This is a genomic window from Cupriavidus sp. HPC(L), from assembly GCF_000307735.3.
Classification (GTDB): domain Bacteria; phylum Pseudomonadota; class Gammaproteobacteria; order Burkholderiales; family Burkholderiaceae; genus Cupriavidus.
In genome coordinates, this window is the sequence record NZ_AMPR02000035.1 from 33,661 (window position 1) to 48,810 (window position 15,150).

Consider the following 15,150-nt stretch of genomic DNA (forward strand, 5'->3'; position numbering starts at 1 on the left):
CCGCAAATCGCCTGACGGGACAACCGAGGGCGGCCTGCCGCGGGGCGGCGCGGTCTAGCGCCGGCGCTTGTCGTTGGTCCAGCGGTTGCGGTCGTAATACTCCGGCGGCTTGCGGGCGATCCAGCGGATGAAGTCGGCCATGGCGGGGTGGCCGCGCAGCTTGTCCCAATCGTGGAATTCGGTGGCGAGCTCGGCTTCGGTGAAGACCGAGTGGATCTTCTGGTGGCAGACCCGGTGCATCGGCACCACCTCGGTTCCGCCGCGGGAGCGGGGCACCGGGTGGTGCAGGTCGGTGCTGGGGCCCGCGATCAGTGGCCGCCCGCATAGCGGGCAGGTCTCGAGCAGGGCTGGCGTGTCGGCCGGGGCCGGTGGTCCGTGCTGATCGCCGCGGCCGGCCTTGCCCACGCGAAGATGGCGTTTGACGACCATGCCCGGCCACTTTCATGCCGAATCAGCCCTGATCCTCCAGCACCCGCAGCAGCGACGAGGTGTCGTCCTTGCCCCAGCCGTTGCGCATCAGCGTCTGCAGCTGCGCGGCGGTGGCCTGCATCGCCGGCAGCGCCAGCCCGGCTTCGCGGGCGACGTCGGCGGCCAGGCCGAAGTCCTTGTCGTGCAGGCGCGCCTGGATGCCGGCGGCGAAATCGCGGGCGACCATCTTCGGTCCCATCATGTCCAGCATGCGGCTGCCGGCCATGCCGGTCGACATCGCCTGCAGCACGCGCTGCATGTCGACCTGCTGCGACTGCGCGAAGCGCATCGCCTCGGCGATCCCTTCGATATTGACGACCTGCGCGATCTGGTTGCACAGCTTGGCGACCTGGCCCGCGCCGTTGTCGCCGATATGGGTGATGGTCTTGCCGTAGCACGCGAGCAGCGGCTGCACGCGCGCGAGCACGTCCGCCTTGCCGCCGACCATGATGGTCAGCGTGCCGGCTTCGGCGGCGACCGTGCCGCCCGACACCGGGCAGTCGAGCGCCTCGATGCCGCGTTCGGCCAGCGCCTGGGCGATCTCGCGTGTGACCACCGGCGAGATCGTGCTGTGGTCGATGCAGATCGTGCCCGGCGCGGCGCCTTCGATCACGCCGCCTTCGCCGAGCAGCACCATGCGGACATCCTCGGACGAGGTCACGTTGGTGAACACCACCTCGGCGCCGCGCGCCGCCTCGGCGGGGCTGAAGAACGGTTCGGCGCCCAGTTCGCGCGCCGCGTCGGCGGCTTCGGGCCGGCGCACCGAGGCGCGTACCGTATGGCCGGCCGCGAGCAGATGGCGCACCATCTGCGAGCCCATCGCGCCCAGGCCGATAAAGGCAATGGTAGTCATGTCGACAGCTCCTTCCTGATCTTGTTGTTGCGCGGCAGTGCGCGTTCGCCCGTGCCGCGCCCGGCAATGCCGGCCTTATTGTCCCGCGTAACTGAACTTGCCGTTGCGGATCACGCCCATCACGCGCGAGCGCTGATCGAAGCCCTGGTGGTCGCGCGGGCTCAGGTTCAGCACGCCGTTCGGCACGGTCAGATTGGCGGTGGTTTCCAGCGCGTTGCGCATCGCCGCGCGAAATTCTTTGGTGCCCGGTTGCGCGCCGGTCTTCAGCGCGCGCCGTGCGGCGTCATCCAGCAGTTGCCACGCGCCCCAGGCATCGCCGGCAAATTGCGTGATCGAATCCGCGCCGTACTTGGCCTCGTAGCGGGTCACGAAGTCGAGCGCGACCTTCTTGACCGGATGGGTGTCGGGCAACTGGCGAGCGACCACCACCGGGCCGGTCGGAAACAGCGTCCCTTCGACGTCCTTGCCGCCCATGCGCAGGAATTCGCCGGTGGCGATGCCGTGCGTCTGATAGACCTTGCCCTTGTAGCCGCGCTCGCCCAGCGTCTTCTGCGGCAGCACCGACGGCGTGCCGGCGCCGGCGATCAGAATCGCGTCGGGATTGGCGGCCATCAGCTTGAGCACCTGGCCGGTGACCGAGGTGTCGTTGCGCGAGAAGCGCTCGCTGGCGACCACGCGGATCTTGCGGACTTCGGCCAGCTTGGAGAACTCTCGCCACCAGCTCTCGCCGTAGGCGTCGTTGAAGCCGATGAAGCCGACCGACCGCACGCCGTGGTTGCTCATGTGCTCGGTCAGCACGGTCGCCATCTGCGAGTCGTTCTGCGGCATCTTGAAGGCCCAGCGGCGCTTGGGGTCGGTCTGCGGCTCGACGATCGCGGCCGAGGCGGCCAGCGCAACCATCGGGGTCTCGCCTTCCGATACCGCGTCGAGCGCGGCCAGCGCGGTGGGCGTGATGTTCGGGCCGACGATCACGTCGACCTTTTCCTCGGAGATCAGCTTGCGGACGTTGCGCACTGCTGCGGACGGATCCGAGCCATCGTCGAGCAGGATGTACTCGGCCTTCTGGCCGCCGAGCGTCGCCGGCCACATCAGGATCGTGTTCTTCGACGGAATGCCGATCGACGCGGCGGGGCCGGTGGTCGACACGTCGATGCCGACGCGGATGTCGGCGCGCGCGGCACCGGAGCACAGCGCGCCGGCGGCGGCAAGCGCCAGCGCGGCAATGCGCAGCGAGCGTCGCAGGCGGGGCAGGGTGGATCGTGGCATTGGGGTCTCCTCCTTCGGCTTGTTGGCTTCTCTCTCGCGTCTGCTTCTATTGAGTACGGAGTCAACCTGGCCGGGCGGCGGCCTTGGGCGCGAGCCGCCACAGCGAGGTCGTCTCCGCGGCCCGGGCCGCGTGCAGCGGATCGTCGGCATCGGCGGCACGGGGATGGCGCGGCTTGATGTCGATGCGGCCCAGCACCTGCAGGCCCGCGGCGTCGATCATGCCGAGCAGCGCCTCGCGCGTGCGCAGGCCCAGATGTTCGGCCAGGTCCGACAGGATCAGCCAGCCTTCGCCGTCGTCGCTCAGATGCGCGGCCAGGCCGGCCAGAAAGCCGCGCAGCATGCGGCTGTCGGGATCGTAGATCGCGTGCTCGATCGGCGCATTGGCGCGTGCCGGCACCCACGGCGGATTGCAGACCACCAGCGGCGCGCGGCCGGGCGGAAACAGGTCCGCCTGCACGATCTCGACCTGTCTGGTCAGCCCAAGCCGGCCGATATTGTCGGCGGCGCAGCCCAGCGCGCGCGGGTCCTGGTCGGTCGCGACGACGCGGGCGATGCCGCGCCGGGCCAGCATCGCGGCCAGCACGCCGGTGCCGGTGCCGATATCGAAGGCCAGCGATTCGCGCGCCAGCGCTGCGGGCAACGGCGCCTGGACGACCAGGTCGACATACTCGCCGCGCACCGGCGAGAACACGCCATACCAGGGATGGATGCGGTCGCCCAGCGCCGGCACCGGCACGCCCTTCTTGCGCCATTCGTGCGCGCCGATCAGGCCGAGCAGTTCGCGCATCGATGCGACATAAGGTTCGGCGGCGTCGCCGTATGCCTCGGTGCAGGCCTCGCGCACATCGGGCGCCCGCCGCAGCGGCACGGTGTGATCGGACTCGAACGGCAGCAGCAGCATGCCGAGCGTGCGGGCGCGCTGCGCCTGGGCCTGGCGATGCAGATGGAAGGCCTCGGCCGGGGTGGCGGGCGCGGGCTTGGCCTTGGCCTGGCGCTGTGCCCGGCGCGGCTTGCGCTCGACCCGGCGCGCCATCGCCTGCAGCAGCTGGCGCGCGTTCTGGAAGTCGCCGCGCCACAGCAGCGCGGTGCCCTCGCAGGCGAGCCGGTAGGCGGTATCGGCGTCGGTGCGGTCGTCGGCGATCACCACGCGCCGCGGCGGCGGCATCCCGGCCTCGGAGCGCCAGCGCGCGCGATGCGGCACGCCTTCCTCGGTCCACTCGATGGTGGGCTCGGCCTCCGGCCGTTGCTCGGGTTGGTGTGCGCTCACAGTTCGTAGGCCTCGTGGTCGCCCGACATCGCCTGCTCGACCAGCTTGCGGTTCAGCGTCGGCGAAAACAGTTCGATGAAGGTATAGACGAAGCTGCGCAGGTAGGCGCCCTGCTTGACGGCCAGGTGCGTCACATTGGTGCCGAACAGGTGGCCGGCCGGAATGCCGCGCAGATTGCGGTCGCGTTCGGGATCGAAGGCCACGCCGGCGACGATGCCGATGCCGAGCCCGATCTCCACATAGGTCTTGATCACGTCGGCGTCGATCGCCTCCAGCACGATGTCCGGCTGCAGGTGGCGCAGCTCGAACGCCTTGTCGATCTTGGGGCGGCCGGCGAAGTTCGGGTCGTAGGTGACGATCGGATAGCCGATCAGGTCCTCCAGCGACAGATGCGGCTTGTCCAGCAGCGGGTGGTCCGGCGGCGTCACGATGGTGTGCTGCCATTGATAACCGGGCAGCGACACCAGGTTCTTGTCGCCCGAAATGCCTTCCGTGGCGATGCCCAGGTCGGCCTGGTCGTGCAGCACCATGTCGGCGATCTGAGCCGGGTTGCCCTGCTGGATCGACAGCCGCACCTTCGGGTAGCGCTTGGTGAACTCGCCGATGACCCGCGGCAGCGCGTAGCGGGCCTGCGTGTGCGTGGTGGCGATCGTGAAGTTGCCCTGGTCCTGGGCGGCGTAGTCCTTGCCGACCCGCTTCAGGCTCTCGACCTCCTGCAGGATCTTCTCGACCGAGGTCAGGATGCGACGGCCCGGTTCGGTCAGGCTGCGGATTCGCTTGCCGTGACGGGTGAAGATATCGACACCCAGCTCTTCTTCGAGCTCGATGATCGCCTTGGAGACCCCTGGTTGTGACGTATAGAGCGCTTTAGCGGCTTCGGTCAGGTTGAAGTTCTGACGGACGGCCTCGCGCACGAAGCGGAATTGGTGCAGGTTCATATATCGTCGTCCGTATAAACAAACAACTTCTTATTAGTTTGAGATATGAGGCGAGTTTATTACGATTTGCGAACTTTGTTAATGAACGGCTAGTCCCCGTGCGCCCGGCGTTACACGGCCGGTGCGGCCCGGCGGGGACCCACTTCGGTGCGCCCCCATGTCCCTGGCCTTTACCGTTTCCGGTCTGTTGGTAGGCGTCCTCGTCGGTCTGACCGGCGTGGGCGGGGGCTCGCTGATGACGCCGCTGCTGACCCTGCTGTTCGGCTTCTCGCCGGCCACCGCGGTCGGTACCGATCTGGCCTTCGCGGCGATCACCAAGGGCTTCGGCACGCTGGCACACCGCGCCCACGGTCATATCCAATGGCAGGTGGTCAAGCGCCTGTGCCTCGGCAGCCTGCCAGCGGCGCTGGCGGCCATCCTCGTGCTCAAGAGCGCCGGCGAACTCGACGCCGGCTGGCTGCACGCGATCCGTCTGTCGATCGGCATCTCGGTGATCCTGACCGTGCTGTCGCTGCTGTTCCGCCGCCAGCTGCTGGAATGGCTGGCCCGCAATCCCCGTTTTCAACTGGAAGGCCGCGCCCAGGCGGTGGCCACCGTGATCGTCGGCGTCGTGATCGGCGTGCTGGTCACGGTGTCGTCGATCGGCGCCGGCGCGGTCGGCGCGACGCTGATCCTGCTGCTGTATCCGCGCATGAAGCCGGCCGAGGTGGCCGGCACCGATATCGCCTACGCGGTGCCGTTGACCGCGCTGGCCGGGCTGGGCCACGTGTGGCTCGGCACCGTCGACTGGAACCTGCTGATGGCGCTGCTGGTGGGCTCGATCCCCGGCATCTGGCTGGGCGCGCAGCTGTCGCGCGCGCTGCCGGAGCGGCTGGTGCGCGGCGCGCTGGCCACCACGCTGACGCTGGTGGCGATCAAGCTGGTTTCCTAGCGCCGGTGTCCTTGCCCGGCGCCCGTACGAACGAAACACCAACGAACACGAACGCATACTGAACGGACCCACACCATGTATCAGTACGATGAATACGACCAGCGCATCGTTGCCGAGCGCGTCGCCCAGTTCCGTGACCAGGTGCGCCGCCGCCTGTCGGGCGAGCTGACCGAGGAAGAATTCCTGCCGCTGCGCCTGCAGAACGGCCTCTACATGCAGCGCCACGCCTACATGCTGCGCGTGGCGATTCCCTATGGCCTGCTGGCGTCGAAGCAGCTGCGCATGCTGGCGCATCTGGCGCGCCACTACGACCGCGGCTACGGCCACTTCTCGACGCGCCAGAACATCCAGTACAACTGGATGGAGCTCGAGCGCGTGCCCGATGCGCTGGCCGACCTGGCCTCGGTCCAGATGCATGCGATCCAGACCTCGGGCAACTGCGTGCGCAACATCACCACCGACCACTTCGCCGGCGTCGCGCCGGACGAGGCGGTGGACCCGCGTCCGCTGGCCGAGCTGCTGCGCCAGTGGAGCACGTTCCAGCCGGAATTCGCCTTCCTGCCGCGCAAGTTCAAGATCGCGATCTCGGCGTCGAAGGACGACCGCGCCGTGGTGCAGATGCACGACATCGGCGTCTACGCGTACCGCAACGCGGACGGCGAACTGCGCCTGAACATCCTGGCCGGCGGCGGCCTGGGGCGTACCCCGATCCTCGGCACGATCATCAAGCACGATCTGCCGTGGCAGCACATGCTGACCTATATCGAGTCGGCGATCCGCGTCTACAACCGCTATGGCCGCCGCGACAACAAGTACAAGGCCCGCATCAAGATCCTGGTCAAGTCGCTCGGCGCCGAGAAGTTCGCCGAGGAAGTCGAGGCCGAATGGCAGCACAGCAAGGACGGCCCCGGCACGCTGACGCAGGCCGAGTTCGACCGCGTCGCGCAGCATTTCGCGCCGCCGGCCTATGACAAGCTGCCGGACACCGACACCAGCTTCGAGAAGCATCTGCTCGAGGACAAGGCCTTCGCCCGCTGGGTCCGCCGCAGCGTGCACGGCCACAAGGTGCCCGGCTATGCCGCGGTGACGCTGTCGACCAAGCCCGGCGTGGCCGCGCCCCCGGGCGACGTGACAGCCGAGCAGATGGAGCTGGTCGCCGACTGGGCCGACCGCTACGGCTATGGCGAGCTGCGCGTCGCGCACGAGCAGAACCTGGTGCTGCCGGACGTGCGCAAGCGCGACCTGTACGAACTGTGGCAGCTGGCCAAGGCCAATGGGCTGGCCACGCCGAACATCGGCTTGCTGACCGACATCATCGCGTGCCCCGGCGGGGATTTCTGCTCGCTGGCCAATGCCAAGTCGATTCCGATCGCGCAGGCGATCCAGCAGCGCTTCGAGGACCTGGACTTCGTGCACGACCTCGGCGAGGTCTCGTTGAACATCTCGGGCTGCATCAACGCCTGCGGCCACCACCACGTCGGCAACATCGGCGTGCTCGGCGTCGACAAGGACGGCGAGGAGTGGTACCAGGTCACGCTCGGCGGCGCGCAGGGCAACCAGACCGCGCTGGGCAAGGTGATCGGCCCCTCGTTCAAGGCCGAGGAAATGCCGGACGTGGTCAGCCGCATCATCGAGACCTTCGTCGAGCATCGCATCGAGGACGAACGCTTCATCGACACCTTCGCCCGCATCGGGGTCGCGCCGTTCAAGGAGCGCGTCTACGCGAACAAGCAACGCGAACGCGCCGAAGCTTGAGCCCGACGGCAACGACGAACGCAAACGCATCGAGAACGAATATGGCAAAGATCATCCAACTGCAACGCGCCGACGGCGGCCAGGCCGCCGTGCCGGCGATCGTCGATGACGCGTGGACCGTGCTGCGCGGTGCCGAGGGCCAGGCCCCGACCGACGAGCAGATCGCGGCGGGCGCATCGAGCCAGGACGCGGTGCTGTTTCCGCTGCCGGTCTGGCTGGCGCACAAGGACGGCCTGCTGGCCGGCCGCGCCGCGGCCAGCACCGGCATCTGGCTGGCGCCGGACGACGAGCCGGGCGATGTCGCCGGCGAACTGGCGCGCGTGTCGCTGCTGGCGGTCGACTTCCCGGTGTTCCGCGACGGCCGCGGTTTTTCCACCGCGTATCTGCTGCGCACCCGCTATGGCTGGAAGGGCCAGCTGCGCGCGATCGGCGACGTACTGCGCGACCAGCTGAACTTCATGAAGCGCTGCGGCTTCGACGCGTTCGCCGTGCGTGCTGACAAGAACATCGAAGACGCGCTCAAGGGCTTCAGCGAATTCACCGTGACCTACCAGGCCTCGGTGGACGAGCCGCTGCCCCTGTTCCGCCGGGCGCGCGCCGAACAGCGGGAATCGGCATGAGCGTGATCCCGATCGTCGAACTGCCGGCGACCGCGTCGGAGATTGCGTCGGAAATTCCGGCCGCATCGCCGCTGCGCCCGTCGCTGTGGACGGCGCCGGAATACAGCGGCACCGTCGCCGCGCTCGAGGCCAAGGAGGCCGCGCTGGCCGAACGGCTCGAAGCGATCGCGAGCCGCTTCTACCGCGCCCGCTTTGCCTCGAGCCTGGCCGCCGAGGACATGGTGATCACCGACGCGATCCTGCGCGGCTCGGCCGCGCTGCGCGCCGGCATCCGCGTGTTCACGCTGGCGACCGGCCGCCTGCACGCCGAGACGCTCGCGATGCTCGACGAGGTCAAGGCGCACTACGGCTACGAGATCGAGCGCTTCACGCCGGACGCCGAGGCGGTCGAGAACTATGTGCGCAAGCACGGCCTGAACGCCTTCTACGACAGCGTCGAGCTGCGCAAGGAATGCTGCGGCATCCGCAAGGTCGAGCCGCTGAACCGCGCGCTGTCGCATGCGGACGCGTGGCTGACGGGCCAGCGCCGCGAGCAGGCCGTCACGCGTGCCGACCTGCCGTTCGAGGAAATCGACGAGGCGCGCGGCATTCCGAAGTTCAATCCGCTGGCGGACTGGACCGAGGCCGAGGTGTGGGCCTATCTGAAGCGGCATGCGGTGCCGGTCAACGCGCTGCATGCCAAGGGATATCCGAGCATCGGCTGCGAACCGTGTACGCGTGCCGTGCGCGCCGGCGAGGACGTGCGCGCCGGCCGCTGGTGGTGGGAAAGCCGCGACTCGAAAGAGTGCGGCCTGCACGAACAGAACATCAAGCATTGAGGCCACAGATGGGCATCATGAACGAACTCCAGGCCGGCGCCGCGGCCACGCGCGACGGCAACCCCGACATCGCGCACCTGATCGAGGTGCAGAACGACCACCTGGACCGGCTCGAGGCCGAGTCGATCTACATCATCCGCGAGGTCGCCGCCGAGTGCCGCAATCCGGCGCTGCTGTTTTCCGGCGGCAAGGACTCGATCGTGATGCTGCATCTGGCGCTGAAGGCGTTCCGGCTCGGCAATCGCAAGATCGAGCTGCCGTTCCCGCTGGTGCATATCGACACGGGCCACAACTATCCCGAGGTGATCGCCTTCCGCGACCAGCGTGTGGCCGAGATCGGCGCGCGGCTGGTGGTCGGCCACGTCGAGGATTCGATCAAGCGCGGCACCGTGCGGCTGCGCAAGGAAACCGATTCGCGCAACGCGGCCCAGGCGGTCACGCTGCTGGAAACGATCGAGCAGCACCAGTTCGACGCGCTGATGGGCGGCGCCCGCCGTGACGAGGAAAAGGCGCGCGCCAAGGAACGGATCTTCTCGTTCCGCGACGAGTTCGGCCAATGGGATCCGAAGGCGCAGCGGCCCGAGCTGTGGAGCCTGTACAACGCCCGCATGGCGCCGGGCGAGCAGATGCGCGTGTTCCCGATCTCGAACTGGACCGAACTGGACGTGTGGCAATACATCGCGCGCGAGAACCTGGCGCTGCCGCCGATCTACTACGCGCACCAGCGCGAGGTGGTCCGCCGCAACGGCCTGCTGGTGCCGGTGACGCCGATCACGCCGAAGCAGGACGGCGACGTCAGCGAGGTACTGTCGGTGCGTTTCCGCACGGTCGGCGACATCAGCTGCACCTGCCCGGTGGCGAGCACCGCGGCGACGCCGGTCGAGATCATCGCCGAGACCGCGGTCACCGAGATCACCGAACGCGGCGCCACGCGCATGGACGACCAGACCAGCGAGGCGTCGATGGAGCGCCGCAAGAAGGAAGGCTACTTCTGAGGCTGGATTTCTGCGCAACGCGCGACGCACCGACACAGGATTTGCATCATGACTACCCAAGCCACCCATCAGGGCCTACTGCGATTCATCACCGCCGGTTCGGTCGACGACGGCAAGAGCACGCTGATCGGCCGCCTGCTGTATGACAGCAAGGCGGTGCTGTCGGACCAGCTGACCGCGCTGGCCAACGCCAAGAACAAGCGCACCGCCGGCGAGCAGATCGACTTCTCGCTGCTGACCGACGGCCTCGAGGCCGAGCGCGAGCAGGGCATCACGATCGACGTGGCCTACCGCTATTTTTCGACCGCACGCCGCAAGTTCATCATCGCCGATACGCCGGGCCATGAGCAGTACACGCGCAACATGGTCACCGGCGCATCGACCGCGCACGCCGCGATCGTGCTGATCGATGCCACCCGCGTGACCGTGGCCGATGGCCGCGCGCAGCTGCTGGCGCAGACCAAGCGCCATACCGCGATCGTCAAGCTGCTCGAGCTGCAGCACGTGATCGTCGCGGTCAACAAGATGGACCTGGTCGACTACAGCGAACAGCGCTTCAACGAGATCCGCACCGCCTATGCCGAACTGGCCAGCCAGCTGGGCTTGAAGGACGTGCGTTACGTGCCGGTGTCCGCGCTGCGCGGCGACAACATCGTGCACGCCAGCGAGGCGATGCCCTGGTATCAAGGCGAGCCGCTGCTGCCCCTGCTCGAGGCGCTGCCGGTCGAGGAGGTCGCGCCGCACGGCGAGGCCGCGCTGCGTTTCCCGGTGCAGCTGGTGATCCGCCAGGATGGTGCGCAGTCGGACGATTTCCGCGGCTATGCCGGCCGCGTCGAGGCCGGCACGGTGCGCGTGGGCCAGACCGTACGCGTGCTGCCGGCCAACCGCGAGGCGGTGGTCGCCGAGGTGCTGACGCCGAACGGTGCCGCCGAAGAGGCGAGCGCCGGCGAGACCATCACGATCCGGCTGGCCGAAGACGTCGATGTATCGCGCGGTGACATGTTCGTCGCTGCAGCGGCCGCGGAAAGCCAGCAGGCGCTGCCGGCGAAGAAGTTGCAGGCCGACCTGTGCTGGTTCGACGATGCGGCGCTGAATACCGCGCGCAAATACGTGCTGAAGCACACCACCGCCAGCGTGTTCGCGCGCGTGTCGGCGGTGGACCGCGTGCTCGACGTGCATACGCTGTCGCACGAGACCGGCCGTCACGACATCCGCCTGAACGACATCGGCTCGGTGCAGATCACGCTGCAGAAGCCGGTGGTCTGCGACGTCTACAGCGACAACCCCGCCACCGGCGCGTTCGTGCTGATCGACGAGGCGACCAATCACACGGTTGCCGCGGGCATGATCCGTGCATATTCCTAAGACCGAATCGAGATCGCACTCGATCCAGGAATCACGAGGAGCAGCAACATGGGCAAGGTCTACCTGATTGGCGCCGGTCCCGGCGCGGCGGACCTCATTACGGTGCGTGGTGCACGACTATTGGGCGAAGCCGACGTGGTGCTGCACGATGCGCTGGTGTCGCCCGAGATGCTGGCCTGGTGCCCGCAGGCCAGGCTGGTGGAGGTGGGCAAGCGCTGCGGCAAGCGCTCGACCGCGCAGCTGTTCATCAACCGGCAGATCGTCGACCTGGCGCGCAAGCACGAGCGCGTGGTGCGCCTGAAGGGCGGCGATCCGATGCTGTTCGGCCGTGCCGACGAGGAATTGCAGGCGCTGGAAGAGGCGGGCATCGATTACGAGATCGTGCCGGGCATCACCGCCGCGCTGGCCGCCGCCTCGGCGATCGCGCGTCCGCTGACCAGGCGCGGCGTGTCGCGCAGCGTCGCGTTTGCCACGCAGGCGAAGGCGCCCGACACCATCGACGTGGAGGCCGACGTCAAGGCCGATACGCTGGTCTACTACATGGGCCGCGACCAGGCCGCGGCCATCGCCGCGCAGCTGATCGCGCATGGCAAGCCCGCCTCGACGCCCGCCTGGGTCGTCGAGGCCGCCTCGACCCCGCACCAGCGCAGCCGCCAGTTCACGCTGCGGCAGATGGCCGCTGGAGAAGCCGCGGCGTGGATCGATCCGCAGCATCCGAGCTTGCTGATGATTGGCGAGGCGTTGGGTGGGCGGGCGAGTGGTGTGGCCGACGGCGATCTGCAGGAATCGGAGCGCCACCCTCGGGCGGCTTGACTCGCCGGCGGCGATTAGCAGCGCAGCGTATCGCGCCCCGCGCTGGTTTTCTCCCCTCTCCCGCGAGCGGGAGAGGGGCGGGGGAGAGGGCAAACGGCCTTCGCTCTGGCGAAAGCGCATCGCGATAGCCACCGCCCTTTCCCTCTCCCCCAACCCCTCTCCCGCTGGGCGGGAGAGGGGAGCAACGCGACGGCGGTCGACGTTCTACCGTCCTTCCCTCGTAATCTCCACCGTCTCCCGATAAACGATCCGGGCCATCTGGCCTGGCCGCAGCCCGGCCACGTCGATCGAGATGTCGTCCGCGCGTGCCGCGTGTTCCGCGTTGCGCGGGCCGCGGAACGTCACCGTGCGGCCGATCGGGTCGACCGCGACGATTTCGGCGGTGGCCGTGGTCGTGATCTCCCGCACCACGCCGGGCCGGCCGTCGTCCAGACGGCGCGACAGCCGGTCGACCGATTCCGCGGTCGCGACATTGCGGCTCGGCAGCGGCTCCAGCTTCGTGATGCGCGCGGGGCCGCGCGTGACCGTCAGACGGTCGCCCGCATTGACCGTACCGAAATGGCGTGCCTCGTCGCCGGTCATCAATTCGGTCAACTGACCCTGCGGCCCTCGCACCAGCACCGCGTTCGTGGCATCGATGCGGACGACCTCCGCCGCGGTGGTGGCGGGCGCCGTCTGCGCGTTCGCGCCGCCGACGGAGCCGGCCGCCAACACCCAGGCCATCGCGCCGGCCAGCGCCAGCGCGCGCGCCCCGCGTCGTATCGTGCTGTCTCGATCGTTTCGCATCGGCGCCTCCACAATGGTTTATCGCGTGATCACTCGTCCGGCAGGATGCTGCCCTGCGCGCCGCCGGGCGCCGCCAGCCCGAAGTGCCGGTAGGCGGCGGGGGTCGCCACGCGTCCGCGCGGCGTGCGTTGCAGATAGCCCTGCTGGATCAGAAACGGTTCGAGCACGTCCTCGATGGTGTCGCGCTCCTCGCCGATCGCCGCGGCAAGGTTGTCGACGCCGACCGGCCCGCCGCTGAACTTGTGCAGGATGGCCTCGAGCAGCTTGCGGTCCATCAGGTCGAAGCCGACGCGGTCGACGTCCAGCATCGCCAGCGCGGCATCGGCCATCTCGCGCGTAATGGTGCCGTCGCCCTTGACCTCGGCATAGTCGCGCACGCGCCGCAGCAGGCGGTTGGCGATACGCGGCGTGCCGCGCGAGCGGCGCGCGATCTCGAGCGCGCCGGTCGGATCGATGCGCGCGTGCAGCAGCTGGGCCGAGCGCGTGACGATGCGGGCCAGCTCGTCGGCGGTATAGAACTCGAGCCGCGCGACGATGCCGAAGCGGTCGCGCAGCGGATTGGTCAGCATGCCGGCGCGCGTGGTGGCGCCGACCAGCGTGAACGGCTGCAGATCGAGCTTGACCGAGCGCGCGGCCGGGCCTTCGCCGATCATGATGTCGATCTGGTAGTCCTCGAGCGCCGGATACAGGATTTCCTCGACGACCGGCGACAGCCGGTGGATCTCGTCGATGAACAGCACGTCGTTGGCTTCGAGGTTGGTCAGCAGCGCCGCAAGATCGCCGGGCCGCTCGAGCACCGGCCCCGAGGTCTGGCGCAGATTGACGCCCATCTCGCGCGCGATGATATGGGCCAGCGTGGTCTTGCCCAGGCCCGGCGGGCCGAACAGCAGCACGTGGTCGAGCGCTTCGCGGCGATTGCGGGCCGCGTGCATGAAGATGTCGAGCTGGTCGCGCACCTTCTGCTGGCCGACATAGTCGTCGAGCAGCTTGGGCCGCAGCGCGCGCTCGAAGGCCTCCTCGCTGCTGGACGCGGGCGTGGCGGCAATCAGGCGGTCGCCGCTGTCGGCAGGGCGGCTCGGGGCGAACTTGTCGGTCTGGATCATGGCGCGGAGGCGGGAAAACTGGCTCGATTGTAGCCCACGGCACCGTCGGCGCCGTCCGCCGTCTCAGCGAGCACGAGCCGCTTACCGGCTCGTACGCAGGCCCGTACACCGGCCTGCACGCACGTGCCCGTGCTCCTCGCGGCCTCAGCCCTTCGACAACGCCTTCAGCGCGAGCTTGATCCCTTCGGAGACGCCGGTGCCGGCCGGCACCTGCCTGGTCGCCGCGGCGGCCTCCTTGTCGGAATAGCCCAGCGCCAACAGCGCGTTCAGGATATCGGCGGCGCTGTCGTGCGAGGCCGCCGCGCCGCCGACATGGCCCAGTTCGGCGCCGAGCTTGCCCTTCAGTTCGAGCAGCAGCCGTTCGGCGGTCTTCTTGCCGATGCCCGGAATGCGGGTCAGCCGGCCCGCCTCCTGCAGCGTGATGGCCTGCGCCAGTTCGGCCACCGACATGCCCGACAGCACCGCCAGCGCCATGCGCGCGCCGATGCCGCTGATCTTGATCAGCTCGCGGAAGGTATTGCGCTCCTCCGCGCTGCCGAAGCCGTACAGCAGATGCGCGTCCTCGCGGACGATCAGCTGCGTCAGCAGCGTGACAGGCTGGCCGACCGCGGGCAGGTTGTAGAAGGTGCTCATCGGCACGTCGACCTCATAGCCGACGCCGTGGCAGTCGACCAGCAGATGCGGGGGATTCTTCTCGATGAGGGTGCCGGCGATGCGTCCGATCATGGTGGCTTGCGAAAGTGGGCGAGGGCGCAAGCGGGGCGCCCGAGCATGGGTCAGTCACGAAGGGCGCCAGTGTAGCGCAGCGCTTCGGTGCTTCCAGGGAGCGTCAGGAACGATCTCGTCGCCCCCGCGAAAGCGGGGGGCCAGCGGCGTTGTCTCGTGGCAAGGCAAGCCACTGGATCCCCGCTTTCGCGGGGACGACGGGGAGAATGCACACCGCTCATTCCGGCCGCGCCGGCCCCGGAGCGCTGTCCACCGCGCGGCGTCCGAGCGCGGGATCGTCGGTGAAGAAGCCGTCCACGCCGGCATCGACCAGGGCCCGGACCTCGCGGATCATGCCGGCCGGATGGCGCGCGGCGTCGCCGCCCGGGCCGCGCAGGCTCTTGGGCAGGAAGGCGTTCTCCGGCCGCACCGTGTAGGGGTGCACGACCAGGCCGGCCGCATGCGCG

The 15,150-nt window shown here is 68.7% G+C and carries 15 protein-coding genes and 1 pseudogene; 7 read left to right on the forward strand and 9 right to left on the reverse strand.

Annotated features, from left to right (window positions below; translation table 11 throughout):
* Positions 1-54 precede the first annotated feature (54 nt).
* The 5 genes and pseudogenes from B551_RS03550 to B551_RS03570 all read right to left on the reverse strand — a co-directional run bounded on the left by B551_RS03550 (position 55) and on the right by B551_RS03570 (position 4,792).
* Entirely contained in the window at positions 55-429 is a 375-nt protein-coding gene (locus B551_RS03550) for an HNH endonuclease (protein ID WP_006576448.1), read from the reverse strand.
* A 22-nt stretch (positions 430-451) separates the two neighbouring features.
* Positions 452-1,345, reverse strand: a pseudogene (locus tag B551_RS03555) (NAD(P)-dependent oxidoreductase); the annotation flags it as partial.
* Positions 1,346-1,396: 51 nt separating this feature from the next.
* Positions 1,397-2,587, reverse strand: coding sequence for an ABC transporter substrate-binding protein (locus tag B551_RS03560; RefSeq protein WP_006576450.1), 1,191 nt, complete (start codon positions 2,585-2,587; stop codon positions 1,397-1,399).
* Positions 2,588-2,648: 61 nt separating this feature from the next.
* Positions 2,649-3,854, reverse strand: a complete 1,206-nt coding sequence (locus B551_RS03565) for a class I SAM-dependent methyltransferase (protein ID WP_023263494.1) — start codon at positions 3,852-3,854, stop codon at positions 2,649-2,651.
* Positions 3,851-4,792, reverse strand: coding sequence for a CysB family HTH-type transcriptional regulator (locus B551_RS03570; protein ID WP_006577802.1), 942 nt, complete (start codon positions 4,790-4,792; stop codon positions 3,851-3,853). The genes B551_RS03565 and B551_RS03570 overlap by 4 nt, the downstream gene beginning before the upstream one ends.
* 157 nt (positions 4,793-4,949) lie before the next feature.
* Between B551_RS03570 and B551_RS03575 the strand changes: the two genes are divergently transcribed.
* The 7 genes from B551_RS03575 (at position 4,950) to cobA (ending at position 12,089) form a co-directional block, all read left to right on the forward strand.
* Positions 4,950-5,723, forward strand: coding sequence for a sulfite exporter TauE/SafE family protein (locus B551_RS03575; protein ID WP_006577803.1), 774 nt, complete (start codon positions 4,950-4,952; stop codon positions 5,721-5,723).
* Positions 5,724-5,798: 75 nt separating this feature from the next.
* Entirely contained in the window at positions 5,799-7,478 is a 1,680-nt protein-coding gene (locus tag B551_RS03580) for a nitrite/sulfite reductase (RefSeq protein WP_006577804.1), read from the forward strand.
* A gap of 41 nt (positions 7,479-7,519) precedes the next feature.
* The gene (locus B551_RS03585; RefSeq protein WP_023263495.1) at positions 7,520-8,098 is read left to right on the forward strand and encodes a DUF934 domain-containing protein; all 579 of its coding nucleotides are present in this window, start codon (positions 7,520-7,522) and stop codon (positions 8,096-8,098) included.
* Positions 8,095-8,916: a phosphoadenylyl-sulfate reductase gene (locus B551_RS03590; RefSeq protein WP_006577228.1), complete on the forward strand. Its 822-nt coding sequence runs from the start codon at positions 8,095-8,097 to the stop codon at positions 8,914-8,916. Before B551_RS03585 ends, B551_RS03590 begins: the two co-directional genes overlap by 4 nt.
* 8 nt (positions 8,917-8,924) lie before the next feature.
* The gene (gene cysD, locus B551_RS03595) at positions 8,925-9,911 is read left to right on the forward strand and encodes a sulfate adenylyltransferase subunit CysD (protein WP_006577229.1); all 987 of its coding nucleotides are present in this window, start codon (positions 8,925-8,927) and stop codon (positions 9,909-9,911) included.
* A 48-nt stretch (positions 9,912-9,959) separates the two neighbouring features.
* Positions 9,960-11,276: a sulfate adenylyltransferase subunit 1 gene (locus B551_RS03600; protein ID WP_006577230.1), complete on the forward strand. Its 1,317-nt coding sequence runs from the start codon at positions 9,960-9,962 to the stop codon at positions 11,274-11,276.
* Positions 11,277-11,324: 48 nt separating this feature from the next.
* The gene (cobA, locus tag B551_RS03605) at positions 11,325-12,089 is read left to right on the forward strand and encodes a uroporphyrinogen-III C-methyltransferase (RefSeq protein ID WP_006577231.1); all 765 of its coding nucleotides are present in this window, start codon (positions 11,325-11,327) and stop codon (positions 12,087-12,089) included.
* 204 nt (positions 12,090-12,293) lie between these two features.
* Here cobA and B551_RS03610 read toward each other — a convergent pair whose 3' ends face one another.
* From B551_RS03610 to B551_RS03625, 4 genes are all read right to left on the reverse strand, one after another.
* Positions 12,294-12,875 (reverse strand): hypothetical protein, encoded by a 582-nt coding sequence (locus B551_RS03610; protein WP_006577232.1) that lies wholly within the window; start codon positions 12,873-12,875, stop codon positions 12,294-12,296.
* A gap of 29 nt (positions 12,876-12,904) precedes the next feature.
* Positions 12,905-13,978 (reverse strand): Holliday junction branch migration DNA helicase RuvB, encoded by a 1,074-nt coding sequence (gene ruvB / locus B551_RS03615; RefSeq protein ID WP_006577233.1) that lies wholly within the window; start codon positions 13,976-13,978, stop codon positions 12,905-12,907.
* Between the two features lie 144 nt (positions 13,979-14,122).
* Entirely contained in the window at positions 14,123-14,704 is a 582-nt protein-coding gene (ruvA, locus tag B551_RS03620; protein WP_006577234.1) for a Holliday junction branch migration protein RuvA, read from the reverse strand.
* Between the two features lie 217 nt (positions 14,705-14,921).
* A partial coding sequence (locus B551_RS03625) for a glycerophosphodiester phosphodiesterase family protein (protein WP_043437174.1) occupies positions 14,922-15,150 on the reverse strand: 229 nt, incomplete at its 5' end.